General features: G+C 37.2%; 21 protein-coding genes. 16 read left to right on the top strand and 5 right to left on the bottom strand.

From position 1 onward, the window contains the following. Nucleotides 1-39: 39 nt before the first annotated feature. Nucleotides 40-1,128, top strand: coding sequence for a T9SS type A sorting domain-containing protein (locus L2586_RS02650; RefSeq protein WP_235291221.1), 1,089 nt, complete (start codon nucleotides 40-42; stop codon nucleotides 1,126-1,128). On the opposite strand, the gene L2586_RS02645 is transcribed toward L2586_RS02650, so the two are convergent. Continuing rightward, nucleotides 1,118-1,777, bottom strand: a complete 660-nt coding sequence (locus L2586_RS02645) for a DUF2461 domain-containing protein (RefSeq protein WP_235291220.1) — start codon at nucleotides 1,775-1,777, stop codon at nucleotides 1,118-1,120. The two genes, L2586_RS02650 and L2586_RS02645, sit on opposite strands and share 11 nt — an antisense overlap. A 260-nt stretch (nucleotides 1,778-2,037) precedes the next feature. Between L2586_RS02645 and L2586_RS02640 the strand changes: the two genes are divergently transcribed. The 14 genes from L2586_RS02640 (at nucleotide 2,038) to L2586_RS02575 (ending at nucleotide 17,343) form a co-directional block, all read left to right on the top strand. Further along, nucleotides 2,038-3,108, top strand: a complete 1,071-nt coding sequence (locus L2586_RS02640) for a flavin monoamine oxidase family protein (protein ID WP_235291219.1) — start codon at nucleotides 2,038-2,040, stop codon at nucleotides 3,106-3,108. Beyond that, a complete protein-coding gene (locus L2586_RS02635; RefSeq protein WP_235291218.1) occupies nucleotides 3,098-3,730 on the top strand; it encodes a VOC family protein in 633 nt (210 codons plus the stop codon). Before L2586_RS02640 ends, L2586_RS02635 begins: the two co-directional genes overlap by 11 nt. Nucleotide 3,731: 1 nt before the next feature. Next, the gene (locus L2586_RS02630) at nucleotides 3,732-4,472 is read left to right on the top strand and encodes a DUF6503 family protein (RefSeq protein WP_235291217.1); all 741 of its coding nucleotides are present in this window, start codon (nucleotides 3,732-3,734) and stop codon (nucleotides 4,470-4,472) included. Between the two features lie 84 nt (nucleotides 4,473-4,556). Next, nucleotides 4,557-4,874 carry a thioredoxin gene (gene trxA / locus L2586_RS02625; protein ID WP_235291216.1) on the top strand — a complete coding sequence of 106 codons (318 nt, stop codon included), beginning with the start codon at nucleotides 4,557-4,559 and terminating at the stop codon, nucleotides 4,872-4,874. A gap of 1,030 nt (nucleotides 4,875-5,904) precedes the next feature. Continuing rightward, complete coding sequence (locus L2586_RS02620; RefSeq protein WP_235291215.1) at nucleotides 5,905-6,480, top strand: GNAT family N-acetyltransferase; 576 nt, start codon at nucleotides 5,905-5,907, stop codon at nucleotides 6,478-6,480. Then, nucleotides 6,477-7,670, top strand: a complete 1,194-nt coding sequence (locus L2586_RS02615; RefSeq protein WP_235291214.1) for an argininosuccinate synthase — start codon at nucleotides 6,477-6,479, stop codon at nucleotides 7,668-7,670. Before L2586_RS02620 ends, L2586_RS02615 begins: the two co-directional genes overlap by 4 nt. Then, nucleotides 7,667-8,629 (top strand): N-acetyl-gamma-glutamyl-phosphate reductase, encoded by a 963-nt coding sequence (gene argC / locus L2586_RS02610; protein ID WP_235291213.1) that lies wholly within the window; start codon nucleotides 7,667-7,669, stop codon nucleotides 8,627-8,629. Before L2586_RS02615 ends, argC begins: the two co-directional genes overlap by 4 nt. A gap of 1 nt (nucleotide 8,630) precedes the next feature. Further along, complete coding sequence (locus L2586_RS02605; protein WP_235291212.1) at nucleotides 8,631-9,782, top strand: aspartate aminotransferase family protein; 1,152 nt, start codon at nucleotides 8,631-8,633, stop codon at nucleotides 9,780-9,782. Beyond that, nucleotides 9,782-10,723, top strand: coding sequence for a Rossmann-fold NAD(P)-binding domain-containing protein (locus L2586_RS02600; RefSeq protein ID WP_235291211.1), 942 nt, complete (start codon nucleotides 9,782-9,784; stop codon nucleotides 10,721-10,723). Before L2586_RS02605 ends, L2586_RS02600 begins: the two co-directional genes overlap by 1 nt. Further along, nucleotides 10,720-11,496 (top strand): acetylglutamate kinase, encoded by a 777-nt coding sequence (argB, locus tag L2586_RS02595; RefSeq protein WP_235291210.1) that lies wholly within the window; start codon nucleotides 10,720-10,722, stop codon nucleotides 11,494-11,496. The genes L2586_RS02600 and argB overlap by 4 nt, the downstream gene beginning before the upstream one ends. After that, entirely contained in the window at nucleotides 11,484-12,557 is a 1,074-nt protein-coding gene (locus L2586_RS02590) for a M20/M25/M40 family metallo-hydrolase (RefSeq protein ID WP_235291209.1), read from the top strand. Before argB ends, L2586_RS02590 begins: the two co-directional genes overlap by 13 nt. A gap of 28 nt (nucleotides 12,558-12,585) precedes the next feature. Beyond that, nucleotides 12,586-13,917, top strand: a complete 1,332-nt coding sequence (gene argH / locus L2586_RS02585; RefSeq protein ID WP_235291208.1) for an argininosuccinate lyase — start codon at nucleotides 12,586-12,588, stop codon at nucleotides 13,915-13,917. Between the two features lie 162 nt (nucleotides 13,918-14,079). Further along, nucleotides 14,080-16,194 carry a carboxy terminal-processing peptidase gene (locus L2586_RS02580; RefSeq protein ID WP_235291207.1) on the top strand — a complete coding sequence of 705 codons (2,115 nt, stop codon included), beginning with the start codon at nucleotides 14,080-14,082 and terminating at the stop codon, nucleotides 16,192-16,194. 246 nt (nucleotides 16,195-16,440) lie between these two features. Beyond that, nucleotides 16,441-17,343 carry a metallophosphoesterase family protein gene (locus L2586_RS02575; protein WP_235291206.1) on the top strand — a complete coding sequence of 301 codons (903 nt, stop codon included), beginning with the start codon at nucleotides 16,441-16,443 and terminating at the stop codon, nucleotides 17,341-17,343. Between the two features lie 104 nt (nucleotides 17,344-17,447). Here L2586_RS02575 and L2586_RS02570 read toward each other — a convergent pair whose 3' ends face one another. The 3 genes from L2586_RS02570 to L2586_RS02560 all read right to left on the bottom strand — a co-directional run bounded on the left by L2586_RS02570 (nucleotide 17,448) and on the right by L2586_RS02560 (nucleotide 20,128). Then, the gene (locus L2586_RS02570; RefSeq protein ID WP_235291205.1) at nucleotides 17,448-17,801 is read right to left on the bottom strand and encodes a TraR/DksA family transcriptional regulator; all 354 of its coding nucleotides are present in this window, start codon (nucleotides 17,799-17,801) and stop codon (nucleotides 17,448-17,450) included. A gap of 144 nt (nucleotides 17,802-17,945) precedes the next feature. Then, nucleotides 17,946-19,763: an excinuclease ABC subunit UvrC gene (gene uvrC / locus L2586_RS02565; RefSeq protein ID WP_235291204.1), complete on the bottom strand. Its 1,818-nt coding sequence runs from the start codon at nucleotides 19,761-19,763 to the stop codon at nucleotides 17,946-17,948. Beyond that, complete coding sequence (locus L2586_RS02560; RefSeq protein ID WP_348535557.1) at nucleotides 19,760-20,128, bottom strand: methylglyoxal synthase; 369 nt, start codon at nucleotides 20,126-20,128, stop codon at nucleotides 19,760-19,762. Before L2586_RS02560 ends, uvrC begins: the two co-directional genes overlap by 4 nt. Nucleotides 20,129-20,206: 78 nt before the next feature. Between L2586_RS02560 and L2586_RS02555 the strand changes: the two genes are divergently transcribed. Next, nucleotides 20,207-22,948 carry a S9 family peptidase gene (locus L2586_RS02555; protein ID WP_235291202.1) on the top strand — a complete coding sequence of 914 codons (2,742 nt, stop codon included), beginning with the start codon at nucleotides 20,207-20,209 and terminating at the stop codon, nucleotides 22,946-22,948. A gap of 65 nt (nucleotides 22,949-23,013) precedes the next feature. Here L2586_RS02555 and L2586_RS02550 read toward each other — a convergent pair whose 3' ends face one another. Beyond that, nucleotides 23,014-23,376: a four helix bundle protein gene (locus L2586_RS02550; RefSeq protein ID WP_235291201.1), complete on the bottom strand. Its 363-nt coding sequence runs from the start codon at nucleotides 23,374-23,376 to the stop codon at nucleotides 23,014-23,016. Nucleotides 23,377-23,569: the final 193 nt, after the last annotated feature.

The following is a 23,569-nucleotide window of genomic DNA, read 5'->3' as shown; positions in this document are numbered from 1 at the left end:
ATTTATATTCATTGTCGAGATAGTTTTGCAAGAAAAACAATGAAAACAATTCTTACCTTTTGCTTAACAATTCTTTTAGCTTCCATTATTAGCGCACAAGTAATTACCATTGATGAGATTGTTATTGATCCGGGCGATCAAGTAACAGTCGTTTTTATAGGAGATGATCAATCGGTCAGTGAAGGTCCGTCAGGAGAAAATCAAACTTGGGATTTCAGTGGAGTAAAAGGGCAGGATACCATAGATTGGAGAGGAGAATTAGTTTCGGAGAATGAATTAGGTATGAAGCTTTTCCCCAATGCAGAACTCGCCATAAGAATCCCTACACCTGGTAATGATACGATCGATTTCGAGTTTTATGAATTTGATAATTTTGAAAATGATCGGATTGTAACACTAGGTTCATATGCCATATTGACCAATACAAATTCGGGTAGAAAGGACACAACGATCATTGATAATACAAGCAATCCTAGGGAAGATTTCCAGTTTCCAATTGAATATGGAGATGTATTTGAGTCTGATTTTAATTCTATCATTACGAATAAATATGATACCGTTGAATTTATAAGTAATAGAGGTGGAACGATTAAAATGGAAGCGGATGCAACCGGAACGATAACTACACCGATTGGCACGTTTAATAATGTTGTTCGGGTGAAGCGTGTAGAAAATCAGTCAGATACGTTTTCTATAGAAATAATGGGAAATGTGTTTGAAACCATTAGCAATAATGAATTAGTTTACTATGATTGGATGCAAGAAGATCGTAAATTTTCGATCTATAGAATCATTAAAACCATAACTAGTTTACCAGGGCAAGCTGATCAAGAATCAACCACGGCATTTTATACTTTTGGTGTAGCTTCAAGTGGTAGCAATAACCTAGCTGATTTCAGTAAGGATATGGAAATTTTCCCCAATCCTGTACAAGATCAAATCAATATTGAAATCCCTAATGAGATGAATGTGAAGCAATTCAGAATTATAGATGTGTCAGGTCAAGTTATGCAAGTATACTCTAGGGAAACAAAGTCCATTTCTATGGTGAATTTTCCTTTGGGTGTATACTTTCTGAACATAGAAACAATACATGGAACCTATTCCCAAAAACTGATTAAGTTGTAAATTCTACGGCTTGCTTCAGATAAGCGTTGAAAGGAATGAGTTCTTTATAGCCTTCTTCGACAAGATCAAGAAAATCCTTGCTCGCTACTTCCTTAGGAGTAATGTTCCGAATAGCTGTAAAGCTCTTTCTTCGTAGAAGTTCTATGTTCTTGTTGTCCTCGCTATAGCCACGTGGACTTGTTTTGAGCATTTCTTGATCTTCACCGATACCTCCATAATACGATGTGAAAGAAGATTGCTGCGTGATTTCAAGCAGTTTTTCGCCATCATAATCAATGGCTTCTCTGATTTTCTTCAAGGTTTCTTTGTCTGGTCGATATAAGCCTCCTCCTATAAAAGATCCTGATGGTGAAATGTGAATGTAAAAGGAAGGTTCTGACATTCCCACTGGACTGAATCCAAAATTATCTTTGTATACTGGAAGGTTAGGCTGGAACCGACGATTGTTGTTAATTCGCATAATGGTGTCCTTAGGTTTTATGGACGCCATTCTTTCGTCATATTTTTCTAAGCGCTTAAGAATCTGAGCAATCTGTTCTAGCCATATATCCTTAGCTTCATGATATCGTTTTCGGTTTTCATCCATCCATTCTTTAGAATTGTTAGCTGTTAAATCACGGAGGAAGTCATATATTTTTTTATTGCTCATCTTTAGGTTGTTTGCTTTATTGACGAAGTTGAAAGGTGAATTGGGGACAAAATGTTCATCGGTTATTGCGCTTTAACAGGATTGTGTTTAACAAGTATTAAAATAGTAATTCTGAACTAATTTACTTGCAAAGGACCTCGCAATTTATTGCGAGATGCTCAGATTACTGCTTAATCTCCAGCGAAGCGTTATTCCTTTTTATTGATCTGCATGTCCTAGTTTAAACAATTCTTTCTGCGAATTAAGTATATTTTTGTGAAATGAAGAAAGTAGAATGTGATATTGCTATTATAGGTGCTGGTCTGACTGGATTAACACTTGCATATTATCTGAGGAATTCTGGATTGAGGGTAAAATTAATCGAAAGTAGAAATAGGCTAGGAGGGCGTATCTATACGAAAGTTAGTGAAAACAATACACCTCTAGAAATGGGAGCCACTTGGCTAGGGAATAAGCATACTCATCTAGTTAAGCTATTGCACGAACTTCAGATCGATACATTTGAGCAGGAAATAGGAGAAACAGCAATTTATGAGGCAAGTTCGATGAGTCCACATTATCTTGCTCAGTTACCACCGAATCCTGAGCCAAGTCTTAGAATTTCAGGAGGAAGTTGTGTTTTGATAGATCGATTGGCTTCTCATTTAGATGAGGAAGATATTTTTTTAGGTCAATTTGTTAAAAGCATAAATCTTGGAGATGATTATATTGTAGTAAAATCCGAGAACTTAGAGATTAAAGCAAGAAAAGTTGTGTCTACTTTACCTCCGAACTTACTGGGATCTAACATTGACATAGTGCCAAAATTACCAAATGAGGCTGAGCAGATTGCCAAACAAACTCATACTTGGATGGGTGAATCTATTAAAATAGCATTGACCTTTAAAGAGCCATTTTGGAGGGCGAAGGGACTAAGTGGAACGATTTTCAGCAATGTTGGACCGATTCCAGAAATGTATGACCACAGTAATGCAGCAGATTCGAAATATGCGTTAAAGGGTTTCTTATCCGGAAATTATTTCAATGTATCCAAGGAAGAAAGATTGACCATAATTCTTAAGCAATTAAGAAAATATTACGGAGAAAAAGTGGATGCTTACGAAGAGTATCATGAATTAGTATGGCGGAAAGAAGCGAATACATTCACGGCTTATGAACAAAATGTACTACCTCACCAGAATAACGGTCATCATATTTATGCTCAATCTTTTCTTGGGGGAAAATTATTTTTGGCTGGAAGCGAAACATCAGCGGAATTTCCGGGTTATATGGATGGTGCAATTTGTAGTGCCCAAAACACATATGAAAGATTAATGCAAGATGGAGAATAATAGACAAGTAGATCACATCGTTTATTGTGTTCTGAATTTAGAAGATGCTGTAGCGGAATTAGAAGAAAGATTGGGAGTGAAGCCAGTGATAGGTGGAAAACATCTTCACCAAGGGACAAAAAATGCTCTTGTTCATTTAGGAAATACTTGTTACTTGGAAATATTAGCTGTCGATGAAACGAATAAAAAGGTAGAGGCACCTAGATGGATGGGCATTGATCTGATCAAGCGAAATAAAATCACGCGATGGGCGCTAAAAACGGAAGATGCTCAGAAAGATGCAAAAGTACTTTCTGGCTACCATCCGAAAATGGGAGTAGTAAAAGGTGGAGAAAGGAAAACACCAAATGGGGATACCTTGAAATGGGACTTGGTAATGCCACTCGAAGAACCAGAAGTTGAAGTGATCCCTTTCATGACGGACTGGACGAAATCCGATATACACCCTACAGATTCGCTAGAAGCACAATGCAAGTTGTTAGGGCTGGAAATTGATCACCCTCAGTCTTCAGAAATTGATGTTGTATTCGAAAAATTGAACATTGACCAGCGAGTTAATTTTTTCAATGAAGCAAGAATTCAAGCGATTATTAAATCACCAAAAGGAATTATTAAATTATAACATGAGATATTTTACATTTTTTATACTTAGTCTAATCTTATTAACAGGTTGCGAGGAAAAGACGCAGGAGCTTTCTCCAGCTGAGGTTGTTTTCAGCAAAGCGCTAGAAGCACATGGCGGAGACTTATACGATCAGGCTGCTTATGAATTCGATTTTCGAAATAAGCATTACACTTTCAGAAATGATAATGGGAAGTACATTTATACGAGGAAAGAAGTAAAGCCAGATACGGTTTTATTGGATACTTTAAAAGACGGAGAATTTTCTAGACAGATCAACGGAGAAGTAGTTGACTTGAGTGAAAAGGACGTCGTAATCCATACGGAGAGCTTGAATTCTGTACTATATTTCGTAACGCTGCCATACAAGCTACAGGATAAGGCGGTAAATAAGGAGTACAAAGGAACTACGGAAATTAAAGATAAGAAGTATGATGTGCTGGAAGTGACGTTCGATCAAGAGGGTGGTGGTACAGACCATGATGATACCTATTATTATTGGATTAATCAGGAAACAAATTTGATAGATTATCTAGCCTATAATTACATCGTGAATGACGGCGGAGTTCGATTTCGGGAAGCCAATAATACAAGAAATGTAGCGGGTGTTGTGTTTCAAGACTATGTCAATTATAAGGCAGCATTAGGAACGCCATTAGCGGATTTGCCGAAATTATTTGAACAAAATGAGCTGAAAAAGCTTTCTGATATTAATACGGAGAACGTAAAAGTGATGAAATAGGAAGTATGGCTAAGAAGTCAGGAATTATTGCTATTTCATTCAGTGTTGTTACGTCGTATATTTGTATTAAATAAAAAAAAAAGAATGAGAAATATAAATTCAAATAAAGAGTTCAACGAACTGGTAAAAAGTGGAAAACCGATGATGTTAGATTTTTATGCAGATTGGTGTGGTCCATGTCAGTCGTTATTGCCTACCGTTGAGAAATTAGCGGAAGAATTCAAAGGAGAAGTTGAGATCGTGAAAATAAATGTAGACGAGCAGAAAGATATTGCTGCTAAATTTCAAGTGAGAAGTATTCCATCTTTGTTCTTCATGCAAGGGAATAAAGTAAAAGATAGTGTTAGAGGTGGAGCATCAGAGGCTTCGCTTAGAAAGAAAATTAAAGCTTTGATGAACTAAGCTTGATTGGGTTAGATTCGAGGAGTTAGCAAAAAAAGAATGATAGTCTTGCTTGTAGTGAGACTATCATTGTTGTTTATATATGTTTTCATAGACCTCGAAATTACGAACTTAATCTCGGGTTAATACTCATGTGGCGGTAAGCCGAGAGGGGAAATGAGTGGTGGAAGGATTGCGGAGCTGCTTAAAGAGTATTGAGTCGTGAGTCTTGAGTCTAAAGTCCAGAGTCCTTAGTCGGAAGTCTTGAGTACTTAATTTTTTAGTTACACAATAGAATAGAATCCCCGCGGAAAATGCTGGGCAGGCTTTGGACTCTAACGTTTCTTCGAAGGCAGACAAGTTCAGTCCGAGGGGTGAATAGTAAGATCGAAGATCGAACGTATTTCTCAATTGCTTACATAGTAGTTAGGATAGACTTCATGCCTAAATAATATTATCAGTTTTAGAATCTGCGAAAATCAGCGAGATCTGCGGGATATTTTTGGAGAAGTAATTAAGATTGATTTTATTCCCAATCACCCCAATCACCCCAATCACCCCAATAAATCCAATCACCCTTTTAAAAAGACCTATCACTTTCTTGCCTCACACATTGCTCCACCTAAAAGTGACAGGTCGAAGTCCTACACTTAAAAAGCGACACGTCGATAAGGTAAAGACGCATCACTTTTCTGCCTCCCTCGTTTCCCCAGCTTAAAAAGCGACACGTCACAGTATGCTGGAATAAAGTTTCATTTGTTGTTATATCAGCATTAAATTTAGGTCTATAGAAATCGAAATTCCGAAATCTATAATCGTAAATCGATTATTTTTTAATGAAAACTTGATTTTCTTCAAAAGTTTATAATATATTTGTTGCTTCGATGAAGAATTGTCAAACATACACGAACATTAACGCTATTTCAAGGCGATTTAGGAGACCCTTTCGGGTCTAATACTATTCTTACCAAAAGGATATGTTCTCGGCATGATGAATGTATCCAAAATAAGCCACATTATATTATTTAATAACAATTCACCATAACAGCAAATGGGAATTATCATAAAGAAAGCTTCAGAAGAAGATTTAATCTATTCTGAACAATTAGCTAAAGAATACCAGATTTCTGCACAGATGCGGGGAACAGGTATAGCTACCCGAAAGCCTGAGTACATCGGTAAGAAGATGACGAATGGTAACGCGATCATCGCCTTAGACGGGAAGGAATTAGCAGGTTTTTGCTACATTGAAATTTTTAGTTCTGAACAGTATGTAAGTAACTCAGGACTAATTGTCATTCCGAAATTTAGAGGACTAGGACTTTCTAAGCAAATTAAAAAGGCCGCTTTCAACCATGCCCGAGACAAATATCCCGCAGCTAAAATTTTTGGAATAACAACCAGCTCCATCGTCATGAAGATTAATTCTGACCTTGGATATAAACCCGTTCCACTTTCTGAGCTAACCACGGATGATGAATTCTGGAACTCATGCATGTCATGCGCAAATTTTGACATATTAACCCGTCATAATAGAAGAATGTGCCTTTGTACAGGAATGCTCGCTGCATCTAAAAATGAAATGGAACACGATCTATCTGAACTTATTATCAATAAAAATACATGAAAAAAGTCGTTTTAGCATATTCTGGAGGACTAGATACCTCTTTCTGTATCCCATATTTAACACTTGAAAAAGATTGCGAAGTTCATTGTTTCTCAGTGAATACTGGTGGTTTTTCTGATGAAGAACTAGAAGCCATGGAATCTCGTGCAATGCAATTAGGCGCTGCATCTTTCGAAGCTGTTAACATAGAAGAAGCATTTTATGAAAAATGTATTAAGTACCTCATTTATGGAAATGTACTGAGGAATGATACTTACCCACTTTCGGTAAGTGCTGAAAGAGTTTTTCAAGCGGTTGAAGTTGCTAAGTATGCGAAAGAAATGAAAGCCGATGCCATTGCGCATGGATCTACAGGTGCAGGAAATGATCAAGTAAGATTTGACTTAATATTCTCTTCCATAACACCAGAATGTGAAATCATTACACCGATTAGAGATAATGGGTTTGCTCGAGCATATGAAATCGAATATTTAAATAAAGTGGGACTGGAATGGTCAGCAGCTAAAGGAACTTATTCGATTAACCAAGGACTATGGGGAACCAGCATCGGAGGAAAAGAAACATTGAATTCTAGACATGCGATTCCTTCTGAAGCTTATCCTTCGCAATTAAAAGAAACCGATCAAACGTCTATTTCGATTGGATTCGAAGAAGGGACTTTAGTTTCGTTGAATGGTGAAAAATTGGCACCGATCCAAGTCATTAAAAAGCTGAATGACTTAGCTGCAGATTATGCAATCGGACGAGATATTCACGTCGGAGATACCATAATAGGAATCAAGGGGAGAGTCGCTTTCGAAGCAGCAGCACCGATGATTATCATTAAAGCACACCAACTACTAGAAAAGCACACCCTATCTAAGTGGCAGTCTTACTGGAAAAAGCAATTGAGTGAATGGTACGGAATGTTCGTTCACGAAGGCCAATACTTAGAGCCTGTCATGAGAAATATAGAAACCTTCCTGGAAGACACCCAAGATAAGGTCAATGGCGAAGTATTTATTAAACTGTTTCCTCATCGATTTGAATTAGAAGGAATAGATTCTCCTAATGATTTAATGGATGTTCCTTTCGGAAAATACGGTGAAGAGCAAGGCGCATGGACAGCAGATGACGCGAAAGGATTTATTAAAATTCTTGGAAATGCTTCTAAAATTTACTACCATAAGAATAAAGAAGATCAATTATGATTAATGTTGGAGTAGTCGGTGGCACAGGTTTTACGGGAGGTGAATTACTTAGAATATTAAGCGGACACCCTGAAACGAAGCTGAATTGGGTGTATTCGAGAACATACGCAGGGAAACCGTTACACAGTGCGCATGATGATTTAGAAGGAATATGGGACTTAGCATTCGTAGACAAATGTGACTGGAACGTGGATGTTGTGTTTCTGTGCTTACCGCACGAAACGGCTAAGAATTTTGTGGAAAGTGAACATATTCCAGAAGGAGTAAAAATCATTGACCTAAGTAGAGATTATAGATTTAATGAAGAAGGTGGGTTTATATATGGTCTTCCTGAACTCAATAAAGAAAAAATAAAGAAAGCTAGTAAAATTGCAAATCCGGGATGCTTTGCAACCTCGATACAATTAGCATTACTGCCTCTAGCCTTTCACAAAGTGCTGAACCATGATGTCCAAGTCACCGGTGTTACAGGATCTACTGGAGCTGGAAAAGGACTTTCAGCGACGACGCATTTTACATGGCGAACAAGCAATGCTTCGGTGTACAAGGCACTTAAGCACCAGCATATTCAAGAGATTTTTCAAAGTGTTCACCAACTCCAGCCAAGCTTCGAAAAGCGGATTAATTTTGTGCCCATGCGTGGAAATTTTACTCGTGGGATTCTAGCAAGTATATATACCGATACGACATGGACTGCTGAAGAAGCGCTTTCGAATTACCAAGCCTATTATGCTGATCACCCATTTGTAAGAGTGACGAATCAGCCGATCGATATGAAGCAAGTAGTGAACACGAACCTCGTTAGAATTTCTGTCAATGTTATAGACGGTCAGATTCACTTGGTGAGTGTGATTGATAACCTCACTAAAGGTGCAAGCGGCCAAGCCGTTCAAAACATGAACTTAGTTTTCGGACTCGATGAAAAAACAGGACTTAACCTTAAATCAATAGGATATTAATATGAATTTATTTGATGTATATAGCCAGTATGATATAGAGCCTATTTCTGGAAAGGGCAGTTATGTTTATGATGCGGAAGGCACGGAATACCTTGATTTCTATGGAGGTCATGCTGTCATCAGCGTAGGTCATACTCACCCAGTTTATGTTTCGAAATTGAAAGACCAATTGGATAAAATCGGTTTTTATTCGAATGCAGTACTGAATAGCTTACAGCAGGAACTAGCGGATAAATTAGAAAGTGTTTCTGGAGTTTCAGATTATGCTTTGTTCTATTGTAGCACAGGCGCAGAAGCGAATGAAAATGCATTGAAATTAGCATCCTTCCACACAGGAAGAACTAAAATTGTAGCCTTAGAAAATGGATTTCATGGGCGTACATCAGCAGCCGTTAGGGCTACACATAATTATGCTATTCAAGCACCAATTAATCAAGGATACGATATTTCGTATGTGAAAATGAATGATGTCGGTGCAATGGAAAGTGAATTAGCTGGTGGCGAAGTTTGTGCTGTGATTATTGAAGCAATTCAAGGTATCGGAGGTTGCTATACCTGTGATACGGAGTATTTAGAAAAGGTATCTGAATTGTGCCAAACAAACGGTACAGTCTTAATAATGGATGAAGTTCAAGCAGGATATGCAAGGAGTGGGAAGTTTTTCAGCTTCCAAAATGCTAATATCAGACCTCACATTATTACCATGGCGAAAGGTATGGGGAATGGATTTCCTATTGCTGGAGTTTTAATTGATGAGCAAACATTTACCGCTAAAAAAGGTATGTTAGGTACGACGTTTGGAGGAAATCATCTAGCATGTGCCGCTGGAATAGCAGTCTTAGAAATTATAGAGCAAGAGAATTTGATTCAGCATGCTCAGGATTTAGGTCAATATTTTAAGGCAGAGTTGGAATCGAAACTTGGAAATGAAGTTGAAGTGCTTGGAAATGGATTGATGATCGGAGTGAAATTTAATTTTTCTTCGGCAGCAATAAGAAAGGAAATGCTTTATCAAGAAAAGATATTTACAGGGAGTTCTGGTAATGCTAACATTATGAGAATTCTGCCTCCATTAAACATTAAAAAAGAGCAAGTAGATTATTTTATAAGTAAGCTCTCTAAAGTTTTCGAGAGCGTTCAAATAGATGTGTAATGAAAGATTATTATAGTATTGCTAAGACATCAAATTTTAAATCATTAGTCGAACAAGGCTTGATGATGAAACAAGAAGCTTCTGATTTCTCTGGAATTGGAAAGGACAAAACCCTTGTTATCATCTTCTTTAGTCCAAGTCTTCGAACCAGAATAAGCACGCATAAAGCAGGTCTAAAACTAGGAATGCATGTGATCAGCATGAATGCTGGAGATGGTTATCAGATGGAATTTGACTTAGGAAGTATTATGAATGGTAATACAGCAGAGCATATTAAAGAAGCGGCAAAGGTGTTAAGTCAATTTGGTGACATGATTGCCATCAGAGCTTTTCCTGGATTGCAATCTAAAGAAGATGATCTAAAAGATCAAGTGTTAAAAGGATTCATCAAGTATGCAACGGTTCCGATTATAAATCTCGAATCCTGCCTTCATCATCCACTTCAGGGATTAGCTGATGCCATCACCATCGAAGGAAATAAAAAAACAGCAAAGCCTAAAGTTGTACTTTCTTGGGCGCCACATCCTAAAGCATTGCCACTAGCAGTGCCTATTTCATTTGCCCAAGCAATGAATGCAATGGATTATGACTTTGTGGTTACGCATCCACAGGGACACGAATTGCCACCAGAATTAGTAGGAGATTTGAATATAGAATACGATCAAAGAAAAGCATTCGAAAATGCAGACTTTGTCTATGCTAAAAGTTGGTCTTCCACTCAATATTATGGTATTCCTAACCCAGACTTATCTTGGATTGTGGATGCAGAGAAAATGGCATTTACGAACAATGGAAAGTTCATGCATTGTCTTCCTATAAGGAGAAATGTGGTGGCTTCTGATTCAGTTTTAGATAGTGAGAATGCATTGATCTATGAACAAGCAGGAAATCGAGTATTTGCTGCCCAGTCGGTTCTGCATAGCTTAATCGAACATTCATGAAGTCCATTTCAATCATCAAAATAGGAGGCAAGGTTATTAATGACGCGGCCAAATTGAGCGAAGCGTTAGACAGCTTTTGTAAAATTCCAGGTGGAAAAATATTAATCCATGGTGGCGGATCTGAAGCATCGTCCATGGCTAAGAAAATGGATGTTCCCGTCACAATGATCGAAGGTAGAAGAATCACGGATGATGCGATGTTGGAAATTGTAACGATGATCTATGCTGGAAAAGTAAATAAGAACATTGTTGCCCAACTTCAAGCTAGAAACTGCAACGCTCTCGGGCTTTCAGGTGCCGATGGAAATACGATCGAAAGTGTGCGGAGGCCAGTGAAAGAAATCGATTATGGTAATGTAGGTGATGTGAAAAATGTCAATGGCGTTGCCATCGCGAATCTTCTGAAAGGTGGATTTGTTCCCGTTTTTTGTGCACTAACTCATGATGGAAAAGGCAATATGCTCAATACCAATGCGGATACGATCGCCTCTGAAATTGCTAAAACTTTAGCTAAATCATATCAAGTAAAACTGTGCTATACATTCGAGCTTAAAGGTGTTCTCCAAAATTTCGAAGACAAAAACTCAGTTATTCCACTTATAAAAGGAGATGAATTTCAAGATATGAAAGCCCAGAAAGTGGTTAATGAAGGTATGATTCCAAAAATACATAACGCGCTTGAGGCAAGTAAAAATGGTGTTCAAAAAGTTTTTATTTGTCAATATAGCAACATGAATCAAGCAGAAACAGGAACCCAATTATGTTATCAATAGAAGAGATCCAAGTATCAGTTACCGCATTACTGAAAAGTCTTATTCAGACGCCTTCTTTTTCAGGGGAAGAAAATAAGACGGCAGATTTGATTGGTGCTTTTTTAGAGCGATATGGTGTGAAATATACTAGAGTGAACAACAACATCATTGCTCGGAGTAAAAATTGGGATCCGAAGCAGAAAACCTTATTACTGAATTCCCACCACGATACCGTAAAAGTAGTGAACGGATGGACTAAAGATGCCTTCGGAGCTGAAGTGGAAGATGGCAAATTATTTGGTTTAGGATCTAATGATGCAGGAGCGAGTTTGGTTTCTTTATTGGGAAGTTTTGTATACTTCTATGAACCTGATCTGAAAATCAATATAATCATAGCAGCAACAGCGGAGGAGGAAAATTTCGGACCTTTAGGTGTGAAGTCTATTTTGAAGACAGAGCTAAGAGATGTGGATTTTGGAATTGTGGGAGAACCTACGAATATGGAAATGGCCATTGCAGAAAAGGGATTGTTAGTGATAGATGGGGAAGCGACAGGAAAGGCGGGACACGCGGCTAGGAAGGAAGGCGAGAATGCAATTTATAAGGCACTAATAGATATCCAGAAAATAGAGCAGTTCAAGTTTGATAAAGTTTCAGAAACACTTGGTGAGAATGTGATCAGTGTTACTCAGGTGAATGCTGGAATCCAACATAATGTGGTACCAGATCGGTGTACATTTGTAATCGATTTCAGAGTCAATGATGAATATACCCTCGAAGAAGGTTTCGATGTTGTTCAAGGATTTTGTGAGTCAAAATTGAAGGCGAGATCATTCAATAATAACCCATCTGGAATAGACAAAGACCATCCATTAGTTCAAGCAGGAAAGGATCTAGGAATTAGACAATTTGGCTCTGCAACATTATCGGACCAAGCGCATATGAGGTTTCCAACGATTAAGATGGGCCCTGGGTTTTCAGAGCGTTCTCATACTCCAGATGAATTTATAAAATTGGAAGAAATAAAAGGTGGAGTTGCAGGGTACATAAAATTTATCGAGCAGTTAAATAATTATTTTTAATTAGAGGATGTAATAAAATTTAGATAGGATGAGCAAGGCAAAATTATGGAGTAAAGGAATGGCTATTGATGAAAAGATAGAGCAATTTACCATAGGAAAAGATAGAGAATTAGATGTAGAACTTGCGAAAGTAGATGTATTAGGCAGTCTTGCTCATGTGCAAATGTTAAATGAAGAGGGTATTATTTCTGATGAAGAGTTTCCAGCCATTAAAAAAGGCTTACTTGCCATCCTTGATGCCGTAAATGCTGGGGATTTTACGATCAATGAAGGTGTGGAAGATGTGCATTCTCAAGTAGAACTTTTGCTAGGAAAAGAAGGTGGCAGAATTCACACCGGGCGTTCTCGGAATGATCAAGTATTAGTTGATTTGAAACTTTTCTATCGGGTGAAACTTGATGAATTGATTAAGAAATTAATCAGTCTTTCTGGTCTTTTCTTAGAAATTGCGGATAAAAATAAAGATACTTTAATGCCGGGGTATACTCATACACAGGTGGCCATGACTTCTTCATTCGGGATGTGGTTCACAGCATTTGCAGAAGCTTTCAAAGAGGATGCGGAATACTTAATGGCTATTTTTCCGATCATCAATAAAAATCCACTGGGTTCAGCAGCTGGTTACGGAAGCTCGTTTCCATTAAATCGTACACGAACCACTGAATTACTCGGGTTCGAAAGCATGCATGTTAATCCGATTAATGCACAATACGGAAGAGGTAAGTCAGAATTAATTATGAGTCAAGCATTGGCAAATATTTCGCTAAATATTAATAAACTGGCAACGGATATGATTCTCTATTCTAATGAGAATTACCGTTTTCTATCGTTACCTTCGGCATTGACGACTGGTTCTAGCATTATGCCCCACAAGAAGAATCCAGATGTTTTCGAATTGATCAGAGCTTATTCTAATAGTTTAATGAATCTACCGAGTCAGATCACCATGATTGTTTCCAATCTAACCACTGGTTACCATCGAGATTTCCAGTTATTGAAGGAATATTTATTTCCAGCATTCAATAAGGTGAGTGAGCTTTTAGATTTAATTGAGTACACGCTACCGCGATTGAAAATAACTGAGCACATTGTAGAAGATGAAAAGTATGCTTATTTGTTAACCGTGGATGCGGTGAATGAGTTGGTGAAAAAAGGAATTCCATTTCGAGATGCTTACTTGCAAGTGGGAAAATCTATCGAAAAAGGTCAATTTCAAAAGCCTTCGAAACTTGAACATACTCACGAAGGTTCATTGGGTAATCTTGGCATTTCTGCTATCAAGGACGACTTAGAAAAATTGACCAAAAACAATCCTTATCGGAAAATAGAAGACATTTTGTCGAAACTTATTAGTGACTAGACCAAAAAATGAAGTCATATATAATATTATGGAGTACTTTTTGATTTAAACAGTTATTAAATAGTTAAAGAAGCACTGATTTAAAACAGAAAGTACTAAAGTTGTGTTTTTAATAATGAATTTAATTAACTTGAGAACACTATTAAAAAGAAAAATAAATATATGAAGACCATATTATTAGCATTAATAGCAGCAGGAGTGCTAGCCGTTGGCTCGTTCTTTCCTGATCCTGATCCAAAGGAAAAGGAAGAATTAATAATGTATGCAGTGACTAACTTCTTAGATCAGGTGCATTACAGGCCAGTGGACCTAAATGATGAGTTTTCAGAAAATGCATTTTCATTTTATCTAGAAATGCTGGATAATAACAAAAGGTTTTTACTCCAGTCTGATGTAGATGAATTACAGCGTTATGAAAAGTTAATAGATGATGAGTATAAAAATAAGAGTTTTGATTTTTTCAACTTGTCTGAAGCGAAGATAAAAGCTGGAATAGCAAGAGCTGAGAATGTATATAATGAAGTCATAAAAATGGATTTTGACTTTGATATAGATGAAAATATCAACCTTGATGATGAAGAAAAAGCTTTTCCGAATGATGAAAAAGAATTAAAGGAAGAGTGGAGAAAGATGATCAAGTATGAGATTCTTGTTCGGTATGAAGATAATGTAGAAAAGAATGAAAAGGCGGACGAAAAGAAAACGGATGCTGAGCTGAAAAAGAAAGCATATGATGATACGAAAGAAATGTTTGATGATTGGTTTAAGAGATTAGGCAAAATCAGAAGATCTGATAGATTCGAATCTTATATTAATACCATTACGCATGTATTCGATCCGCATTCTGACTACTATACTCCGAAGGAGAAAGAAGATTTTAACATCAGAATGGGAGGAAGGTTAGAAGGTATCGGAGCGAGATTGCAGACGGATGGAGATTACACGAAAGTTGTAGATATTATTGTAGGTGGTCCAGCATGGAAGGGGAGAGATCTAGAAGTGGATGATTTAATAACAGCAGTTCAGCAGAAAGGAGAAGAGGAAGTATTAGATATTACTGGAATGAGAGTGGATGATGTTGTTCAGCATATTAGAGGAAAAAAAGGAACGACTGTTTTATTGACTGTTAAGAAGAAAGATGGTCGTGAAGTAGAAATCGAAATAGAAAGAGATATTGTTATTACTGATGAAGGAAAAGCAAAATCTGTAATCATTGGTAAGGAAGGAACGGCTAACAAATATGGTTATATCAGACTTCCTAAGTTCTATGCAGATTTCGAATCTAAAGATGGTAGAAGTTGTGCAGTGGATGTTGCTCTAGAAGTGGAGAAACTGAAGGCTGAAAATGTAGATGGAATTATCTTAGATCTAAGAAATAATGGCGGTGGATCATTGAGAGATGTGGTTCAGATGTCTGGGTTATTTATTGATGAAGGTCCGATTGTTCAGGTTAAGCCTAGAGGACGTGAGCCTTATGTACTAGAAGATGAAGATCCTGAAACTAAGTATGATGGAAACTTAATCGTTATGGTCAATGGTTATTCAGCTTCAGCTTCTGAGATATTAGCGGCTGCAATGCAAGATTATGATAGAGCGGTAATCGTAGGAAGTAAATCGACATTCGGAAAAGGTACTGTTCAGCGTTTTTATGACTTAGACAGAGCAGTGAGAGGTAATGGTGATTTGAAGCCTTTAGGAGAAGTGAAGCTAACAACGCAGAAGTTTTTCAGAGTCAATGGTGGATCTACACAACTCAAAGGTGTAACTCCAGATATTATTCTTCCAGATAATTTTCATTACATCGAAACAGGAGAGAAAGAATATGACTATGCAATGGAATGGACGGAAATAGATCCTGTAGATTTCAAGAAGCCATCATCTGCCGTCGATAATATGGATCAGTTAATTAAAATGTCTGCATCTAGAGTAAATGATAATGAGCAGTTTAATTTGGTTTTAGAGAATGCGGAAAGATTGAAGGAAAATAGAGATGACAAGGTTTATTCATTGAACTATGATAAATTCAATGAAGAAATAGATGGTAGAGAGAAAGCTGCTGAAAAGTTTAAGGATTTGTGGAAAGACGAGATTGCAGGTGTGAAAGTTGAAAACTTAAATGTGGATATGGAATTTATCCAAGCTGATAGTTCTAGGATTGCTAGAAACGATGTGTGGCTTACTGATCTTAAGAAAGATATTTACTTAGATGAAGCGATGAATATCATGACAGACATGGTTAAGGCTAACCAAGGAATTGGTGCGGTAGAAAAGAAATAAAATTACAGAAAGATAGATATTCGAGAGGCTGTTTCAAATTTTGGAACAGCCTCTTTTTATTTGTGCATACCGGAGTAAAGCTAGGTTAGTGAATACAATAGCTTTCTATATGTGATTGCTTGGATGTCTCTCATCTGCATTAATTTCTTAATTAGACTATGTCAGATTCTTTTATAATTGATTCGGTCTCTTATATTAGATTTTAACTATGAAACGCTAATGCCCATCTGGGTTAAAATACATTAAATGAAAAGAAGAAATTACCTAAAGTACTTAGGAATAGGGACCGGAGCAGTCTTACTTAATCCGGTTAAAGCAGCAGCAAAAGAGGAGTCTGCAACAAAGAAGAAACGGTTAATGCGTGTTGCGCATATTACAGATGTGCATATTCGACCAGAACACGATGCATCGAATAGGTTTTTGAAATGTCTAGAAGAAATTAAGAAGCACAAAGTTGATTTTTTCTTAAATGGAGGAGATACCATTTATGCTGCGGATTATTCCAATATTACAAGAGATCGCGTAAATGCACAATGGGAAATATGGCATAAATTGAGGAAGGAGTTCTCCGAATTTGAGGTGTATAGCTGTTTAGGAAATCACGACATGTGGTGGGCTACAGAAGAATCGGATGTTATGTATGGAAAAGATTATGTGGTTGATAATTTAGATATTCCTAATAATTATTATTCACTCAAAAAGAGTGGATGGACCTTTATAGTGCTCGATAGTCTTTATAAAAGGGGAATTGCATTAGGCGACGAACAAATGGCGTGGTTGGATGATGAGCTGGCAAGTCTTCCTACAGATTCACCTGTATTAATCATGACACACTGTCCTATACTTAATGTTTCAACAATTATAGATGGTGGGAATCATAAAGACTTTGAAGAAATTACAGATTTATTTTATAAGCACAAAGACAAAAAGATCAATTGCATCAGTGGACATGTTCACTTATTGGATAAGTCCAATTATAATGGGGTTGATTATTATAGCAATGGGGCGATGAGTGGTTTTTGGTGGGAAGAAGGAAATGAAAGATCTGGCGGGAAATCTTGGGTTAGGGAAACACCCCCGGGGTATGCTATACTAGACTTGTATGATGATGGAACGATGGATAATACTTACTATCCGCATACATATTGATTGTTTGGTATCTCAGAACGGATCAGTTTTCAGTTCCAATCGTAAGACAAAAAAAGACTGACTTGATTTTTCAAGTCAGTCTTTAAACAAAATTTTATTATCTCTTACTTGGCTCTCATACTTACTCGAGCGGTTGGCAACGCTTTAAGGCGTTTTTCGTCAATTAAGCGACCAGTCCGCTCACATACACCATAAGTCCCGTTTTCGATCCTAAGAAGCGCTTGATTTAATTCTTTAGACTTGGTTTTTAGTCTCCTCATCGAAGCTTTATTCTTAGATTGCTGCTGGAAATGAGCACTACTTTCATTAAAGTCAACATTCATATCGGCAAAATGCTCTGTTCTCCTTTTTCGAGTTTCCTTAAGGTCACTTAATCGTTCGTCCGTTTCTTTTAATAAAGGCTGAATGATCTGCTTGAATTCTTGAAGCTTAGCTTCGCTATATTTATGCTCTGACATAATTGTTTTTATTTTCTTACCTACTTGAAGAAAAGAATGTTCGGAAAATAAAAATCATAGATCTTAAAAAATATAAAAGCCGTGCTCATAGCTCATTCAAGAAGTGCTTCATTATAATAAAGAAGTAGTTTATGAATTGATGTCTTACGCCGATTCGTCCACTTGCTTCTTGAAGTGATTATAAATGGCTTGTGCAATCTTTAGATTGGTTCTCATGGTGAGTTCGTCCAATGTTAGATTCTTTATCTTTTCGATAGACTTGAACTCTGTGAGCAATTTCGTTGCTGTTTTATCGCCAACTCCAGGAATCGTGTGCAATTCTGACTTTGTAAAATTCTGAGACCGTTTATTTCGGTGAAAAGTGATGGCGAACCTATGCGCTTCATTCCTCGCTTGCTGAATAAGTTTAAGTGATTCAGATTTTTTATTGATATAAATCGGCACAGGATCTTCAGGAAAGAAAATTTCTTCTAGTCGCTTAGCAATTCCGATAACCGTTACTCTGTCCAGAATTCCTAATTCCTTTAGACTTTTAACAGAAGCACTTAGCTGACCTTTTCCTCCATCGATTATGATTAACTGGGGAAGTGATTCACCTTCTGCAAGCATTCTTTTATATCGACGACCTACTATTTCTGTCATGGAAGCAAAATCATCAGGTCCGATAACAGTCTTGACGTTGAAATGCCGATAATCCTTCTTAGAAGGCTTAGCATTTTTAAAAACGACACAACTAGCTGTTGGAAAAGAACCTTGCATATTCGAGTTGTCGAAACATTCGATGTGGAAAGGAACTTCATCCATTTGCAAATCTTCTTGCAGCGTTTTCAGAATGCGTTCTGCCGAAGTTTGTTTGTTTTGCTTAGTCGTTTCTTCTTTCTTCAGATTCATGATGAAGTACTTCACATTCTTTTCCGAAAGGTCGAGCAAGTGCTTTTTCTCACCTCGCTGAGGAACAGTTACCGTAACATCTTCTTCTAACAAGTCAATATCCTCAGATAAAATGACCTCTTTCGTAATACTATTATATTTTTCTCGAAAACGGTCGATGGCAAATCTCAACAAATCCTCATTATCCTCGTCTAGATTCTTTTTTAATTCGATCGTATCTGTATGGATGATCGCCCCATTGACAATTTTAATATAATTGACAAAAGCAGAATCTTTATGCGAACCAATGGTAAATACATCTACGTCTTTAATCGTCTGAGAAACTACCGTAGACTTGGCTTGGTAATCTTCGAAAAGTGAAAGCTTCTCCTTCATCTCCTGTGCTTTCTCAAATTCCATTCGATCAGCGAAAAATTGCATTTCAGACTTAATATAATCTTTTACGGGTTTGAAATTTCCCTTTAGAATGTTCTTGATTTGCTCCACTTTCGCATTGTATCCTTCCTCCGTTTCTTCACCGATACAAGGACCTTTGCAGTTTTTGATATGGTATTCTAAGCAGACTTTAAATTTTCCTTCATCGATGTTGTCTTGAGATAAATTCAAGGTGCAAGTTCGTAACGGGAATAAGTTCTTAATCAAGTCGAAAATCTGCTTGGTTCTATACTTAGAAGTGTAAGGTCCTAAGTAGGTAGATCCATCTTTTCTGACATTTCTAGTAAAAAATATCCGTGGAAATCTTTCTTTTTTAATGCAAATGTAAGTGTACGACTTCGCATCCTTAAGTAAAACATTGTACCTAGGTTGGTTTTTCTTAATCAGCGCATTTTCAAGCAATAAAGCATCGTGTTCAGTCTCTACTATCGTGTATTCAATATCATGAGCATGCTTAACCATTGTTTTGGTCTTGTATGCCTGATGCTTTTTTACACCAAAATAGGAATTCAACCTATTCTTAAGATTTTTAGCTTTACCTACATATAAAATAGTCCGGTCTTCGTCTAGGAATCTGTAGACGCCTGGATCTTTCGGTAACGAAGGTGATATTTTTCTGAACTCTTCTGTTGTCACTTATCGCAGTTTACTCCTTTTATTAACAACTTTGCTGCTGCAGGGTTCGTCGCCAAAGGAATATTATGTACATCTGCAAGCCTCATTAACATCTGAACGTCTGGTTCATGCGGATGTTTATCTAAAGGATCTCTGAAAAAGATGACCATATCCATTTCTCCAGTGGCAATCATTGCTGCAATCTGTGCATCACCGCCCTTTGGTCCTGAAAGTAATTTTATAACACTCAGTCCTGTTTTTTCTATATGGCTGCCCGTAGTTCCAGTCGCGAATAAGCTAAAATCCTTTAAATCTTCAATATTATGCATTACAAAATTCACCATTTCTGGCTTCTTTCCATTGTGCGCTATTAGTGCTAATCTAATCATGTATCAAGTTAATATGAGATATAAAAGTAATCTTTCTATTTTTAGGAATCAATTATTAACTGTTATCAATCTATTATGAAGATATTATACTCGATTATTTTTACGCTATTGCTGATTAATTCATTCCATGCCCAGAAGAAAATTATGGATCAGTCAGTCTATTCGGAGTGGAATCGTATTACTGGCGAAAGCATCACTGACAATGGGGAATGGGTTAAATATTACATTACACCTGGAAAGGGAGATAAGACATTGGTCCTTTATAATACTAGTAGTGATAAAAAATATAAATACGATCGAGTAAAATCAGCTGACTTTTCTGCTGATGGGAAATACTTGGTTTATTCGATTCAGTGTGCCAGCGATACCATCACTGCTATGAAGCGAAGAAAGGTGGAGAAAAAAAATATGCCTAAGGACAGTTTGCTTATTTTAAAATTAGATGACATGAGCTCTACAACCATTCCTGATGTAGGGACGTATAAGGTGCCTAGTAAGTGGTCAGGTAGTATTGCCTATCAGGCTGATATTCCGAAAGATTCACAAGACACGGCGAAGTCTGCTAAAAATGAGCAATTCTTTTTTATTCATGATTTGGATTCTGGGAACCGAGATACGATCGATAATGTAGATAGTTATTTGCTTGCTGAAAAAGCTGCGCAAGTTTTCTTTCTTCGTAGTGGAAAGGACTCGACCAGAATAAATGGAGTCTTTAATTATAATGTAGCCAGCGGCAATCAGAAAACGATTATCGAAGGTGATGGCAAGTACTTAAATCTCGCAATTGATAAGAATGGTGAGAAAGCTAGTTTTATAGCAGACCTAGATACCACCTCTCAGAGGATTCGGCCGTTCGATTGTTACTTATGGGAAAACGCAATGCTTTCAAAAATTGTTGAAAGTGGCGATCGTCTTACTTCGGATCCGCTATTTATCACTGAAAACACAAAGCCTGATTTTTCGGAGGATGGAAGTGTCCTTTATTTTGGTATTGGTTCCCACCCAGTGCTACCTGATTCACTAGCTCTTGATGATGAAATAGTTCAAGTGGAAGTTTGGACCACGGAAGATCCGATGTTATATACCATGCAAGAGTTGCAAGAAAATCGATTAAAAAAGGAGATTTATCAAGTTCGCTATGATATTGCAAAGAAGAAATTTCAGCCTCTTGAAACGATGACGAAGAAGAACTTGAGGAAATCAAAAAAAGGCAACGGGAAATACTATATCGTAAGTGATAATACTGCACATCAGAAATCACTCACATGGACTGGAAGGTCTGCTAGTGATATTTTTATTGTCAATGGGGAGTCGGGTGAAAAGAAGTTGATTGCTGAGTCAGTTACTGCATTTCCTAACTTTTCAGATGATGGTCAATTTGTTTATTGGTTTGATAGAGAAGAACTGGACTACTTCGCCTATGAGATCAGTAGTGGCAAGCTTACCAACTTAACTGAGGGAATAGAAACTAGTATTGTCAATGAATTAAATGACGTACCTGCTAAGCCTAATTCTTATGGAACAGCGGGATGGACAGCGGATGATAAGAGTTTATTGATTTACGATCGATATGATATATGGAAACTTGATCCTAAGGGTGATACGAATCCAGTCAAACTAACTAATGGAAGAGCTCAGCAATTAAGAAGTAGGATTATTGATACAGATAATGAATCGGACATCGTCAAGGAGAAGAGTTTGCTTTATTTATTCAATGAGCAAACGAAGCAGAGTGGATATGGTTATTTAGATCTTGGAACTAGTACTCACTCTGAGATGGTAATGGGTGATTTTTCTTACAGAAGCAGACCGATCAAAGCAAAGGATGCGGATGTATATTTATACAGCAAGGAGAGTTTTGAATTATTTCCCGACTTAATGATTTCAGATGAAAGTTTTAAAAATGCGAAAACGATGAGCAATGCTAATCCTCAGCAAATGGATTATAGATGGGGAAGTATGGAAATCTTTGAATGGAAAGATTTTAAAGGTGAAATGGTCAAGGGATTATTGGTCAAGCCTGAAGGATTTGATCCAACAAAGAAATATCCTGTGATTGTTAATTTTTATGAGAGGAGTTCGGATGGCTTGCATAGACATCGTGCACCAGAGCCACACAGATCTACTATTAATTATGCTTATTATGCGAATAAGGGTTATGTGATATTCAATCCGGATATTCGTTATGAAATAGGAGAGCCAGGAGAAAGTGCCTATAATGCTGTAGTGAGTGGGGTAGAGGCTTTGAGCAAGAATCAATTTGTTGATAAGGAAAGAATTGGTGTTCAGGGTCATAGTTGGGGAGGTTACCAGATTGCTTATCTGTTGAATAAAACTAATATTTTTAAATGTGCTGAAAGTGGTGCGCCTGTGGTCAATATGGTGAGCGCATATGGGGGAATTAGATGGGGATCTGGAATGAGTAGAATGTTCCAGTATGAGAAGACACAGAGCCGATTAGGAGCAACGCTCTGGGAGAATCCAGATGTTTATTTGAGAAATTCTCCGATTTTCGATATGGATAAGATTAATACTCCTGTTCTAATTTTGCATAATGACAATGATGGTGCGGTTCCTTGGTATCAAGGGATTGAATATTTTATGGCGCTAAGAAGGTTGGGTAAGCCTGCTTGGATGCTTAATTATAATGGTGAGCCTCATTGGCCGTTGAAGTGGGAGAATAGGTTAGATTTTAATAAGAGGATGGAGCAATTTTTCGGACATTACTTGATGGATCAGCCTATGCCATCATGGATGAAGAAAGGTGTTTCTGTGGTGGATAAAGGAGTGAATCAGGGTTTCGAAACGGAAGAATAGGGTTTAGATTATAGTGGATAGATGATAATTGAGAGATGATAGTGGGTGTAGATCGTTATTTTTGATCACTTCCGGTTTAAATTGTTTTTTGTTGTTTTGACGATGGATATTAACATTTTTAGAATTTCAATGCTATTAGGATAGACTGTATTGTAGGTGCTTTCAGATATATATTTGCTATCCTTTAAGAGTGAAATCCAGTAACAAGTTTCATTTGCTTCTTTTAAGGCTACATTCATTTTATTAAGAAAATCGGCCTTCGATTGAGCATGTTCCGCTTCTTGGATAAGAGCTCCTACCGCAGTTCCACTTCGAAGGAGTTGCTTAGACAATACAAATTCCTTATGTGTAGTCGTGAGATTTTTATATACTAAAATAATTTCTAGAGCAAATGAATAAGCCTTCTGTCCTACGATACTGTTTTTCATAGTCTCGAAATTATTTTCTTTTAAAGAAACACCATTATCTATACTTTTACAAATTTCAAATAGGTTTTTTCCACTATCCACTGTCATTGCCTGAAATAAGTTGACCACAAATTAAAAGAATTATGAGTGGAAAACAACATTCTGGATTAAATCAGACAGAGCGGCAACGTCGAAGATTTAGTGAAACGTTTAA

The sequence above is a fragment of the Portibacter lacus genome (genome assembly GCF_021533215.1).
In the GTDB taxonomy this organism is placed as follows: Bacteria; Bacteroidota; Bacteroidia; order Chitinophagales; family Saprospiraceae; genus Portibacter; species Portibacter lacus.
Note: the sequence above shows the minus strand (reverse complement) of the source record. Positions and strands in the feature narration are given on the sequence as shown.

What these genes read in the sequence shown, in the direction of transcription:
- L2586_RS02635 (WP_235291218.1), top strand. Translation starts at nt 3,098, where the DNA reads ATGGAGAATAATAGACAAGTAGATCACATCGTTTATTGTGTTCTGAAT.
- argB (WP_235291210.1), top strand. Translation starts at nt 10,720, where the DNA reads ATGAAGTCCATTTCAATCATCAAAATAGGAGGCAAGGTTATTAATGAC.
- L2586_RS02615 (WP_235291214.1), top strand. Translation starts at nt 6,477, where the DNA reads ATGAAAAAAGTCGTTTTAGCATATTCTGGAGGACTAGATACCTCTTTC.
- L2586_RS02550 (WP_235291201.1), bottom strand. Translation starts at nt 23,376, where the DNA reads ATGAAAAACAGTATCGTAGGACAGAAGGCTTATTCATTTGCTCTAGAA.
- L2586_RS02645 (WP_235291220.1), bottom strand. Translation starts at nt 1,777, where the DNA reads ATGAGCAATAAAAAAATATATGACTTCCTCCGTGATTTAACAGCTAAC.
- L2586_RS02620 (WP_235291215.1), top strand. Translation starts at nt 5,905, where the DNA reads ATGGGAATTATCATAAAGAAAGCTTCAGAAGAAGATTTAATCTATTCT.
- argC (WP_235291213.1), top strand. Translation starts at nt 7,667, where the DNA reads ATGATTAATGTTGGAGTAGTCGGTGGCACAGGTTTTACGGGAGGTGAA.
- L2586_RS02570 (WP_235291205.1), bottom strand. Translation starts at nt 17,801, where the DNA reads ATGTCAGAGCATAAATATAGCGAAGCTAAGCTTCAAGAATTCAAGCAG.
- L2586_RS02605 (WP_235291212.1), top strand. Translation starts at nt 8,631, where the DNA reads ATGAATTTATTTGATGTATATAGCCAGTATGATATAGAGCCTATTTCT.
- argH (WP_235291208.1), top strand. Translation starts at nt 12,586, where the DNA reads ATGAGCAAGGCAAAATTATGGAGTAAAGGAATGGCTATTGATGAAAAG.
- L2586_RS02590 (WP_235291209.1), top strand. Translation starts at nt 11,484, where the DNA reads ATGTTATCAATAGAAGAGATCCAAGTATCAGTTACCGCATTACTGAAA.
- L2586_RS02580 (WP_235291207.1), top strand. Translation starts at nt 14,080, where the DNA reads ATGAAGACCATATTATTAGCATTAATAGCAGCAGGAGTGCTAGCCGTT.
- L2586_RS02630 (WP_235291217.1), top strand. Translation starts at nt 3,732, where the DNA reads ATGAGATATTTTACATTTTTTATACTTAGTCTAATCTTATTAACAGGT.
- L2586_RS02640 (WP_235291219.1), top strand. Translation starts at nt 2,038, where the DNA reads ATGAAGAAAGTAGAATGTGATATTGCTATTATAGGTGCTGGTCTGACT.
- L2586_RS02575 (WP_235291206.1), top strand. Translation starts at nt 16,441, where the DNA reads ATGAAAAGAAGAAATTACCTAAAGTACTTAGGAATAGGGACCGGAGCA.
- L2586_RS02555 (WP_235291202.1), top strand. Translation starts at nt 20,207, where the DNA reads ATGAAGATATTATACTCGATTATTTTTACGCTATTGCTGATTAATTCA.
- trxA (WP_235291216.1), top strand. Translation starts at nt 4,557, where the DNA reads ATGAGAAATATAAATTCAAATAAAGAGTTCAACGAACTGGTAAAAAGT.
- L2586_RS02600 (WP_235291211.1), top strand. Translation starts at nt 9,782, where the DNA reads ATGAAAGATTATTATAGTATTGCTAAGACATCAAATTTTAAATCATTA.
- L2586_RS02650 (WP_235291221.1), top strand. Translation starts at nt 40, where the DNA reads ATGAAAACAATTCTTACCTTTTGCTTAACAATTCTTTTAGCTTCCATT.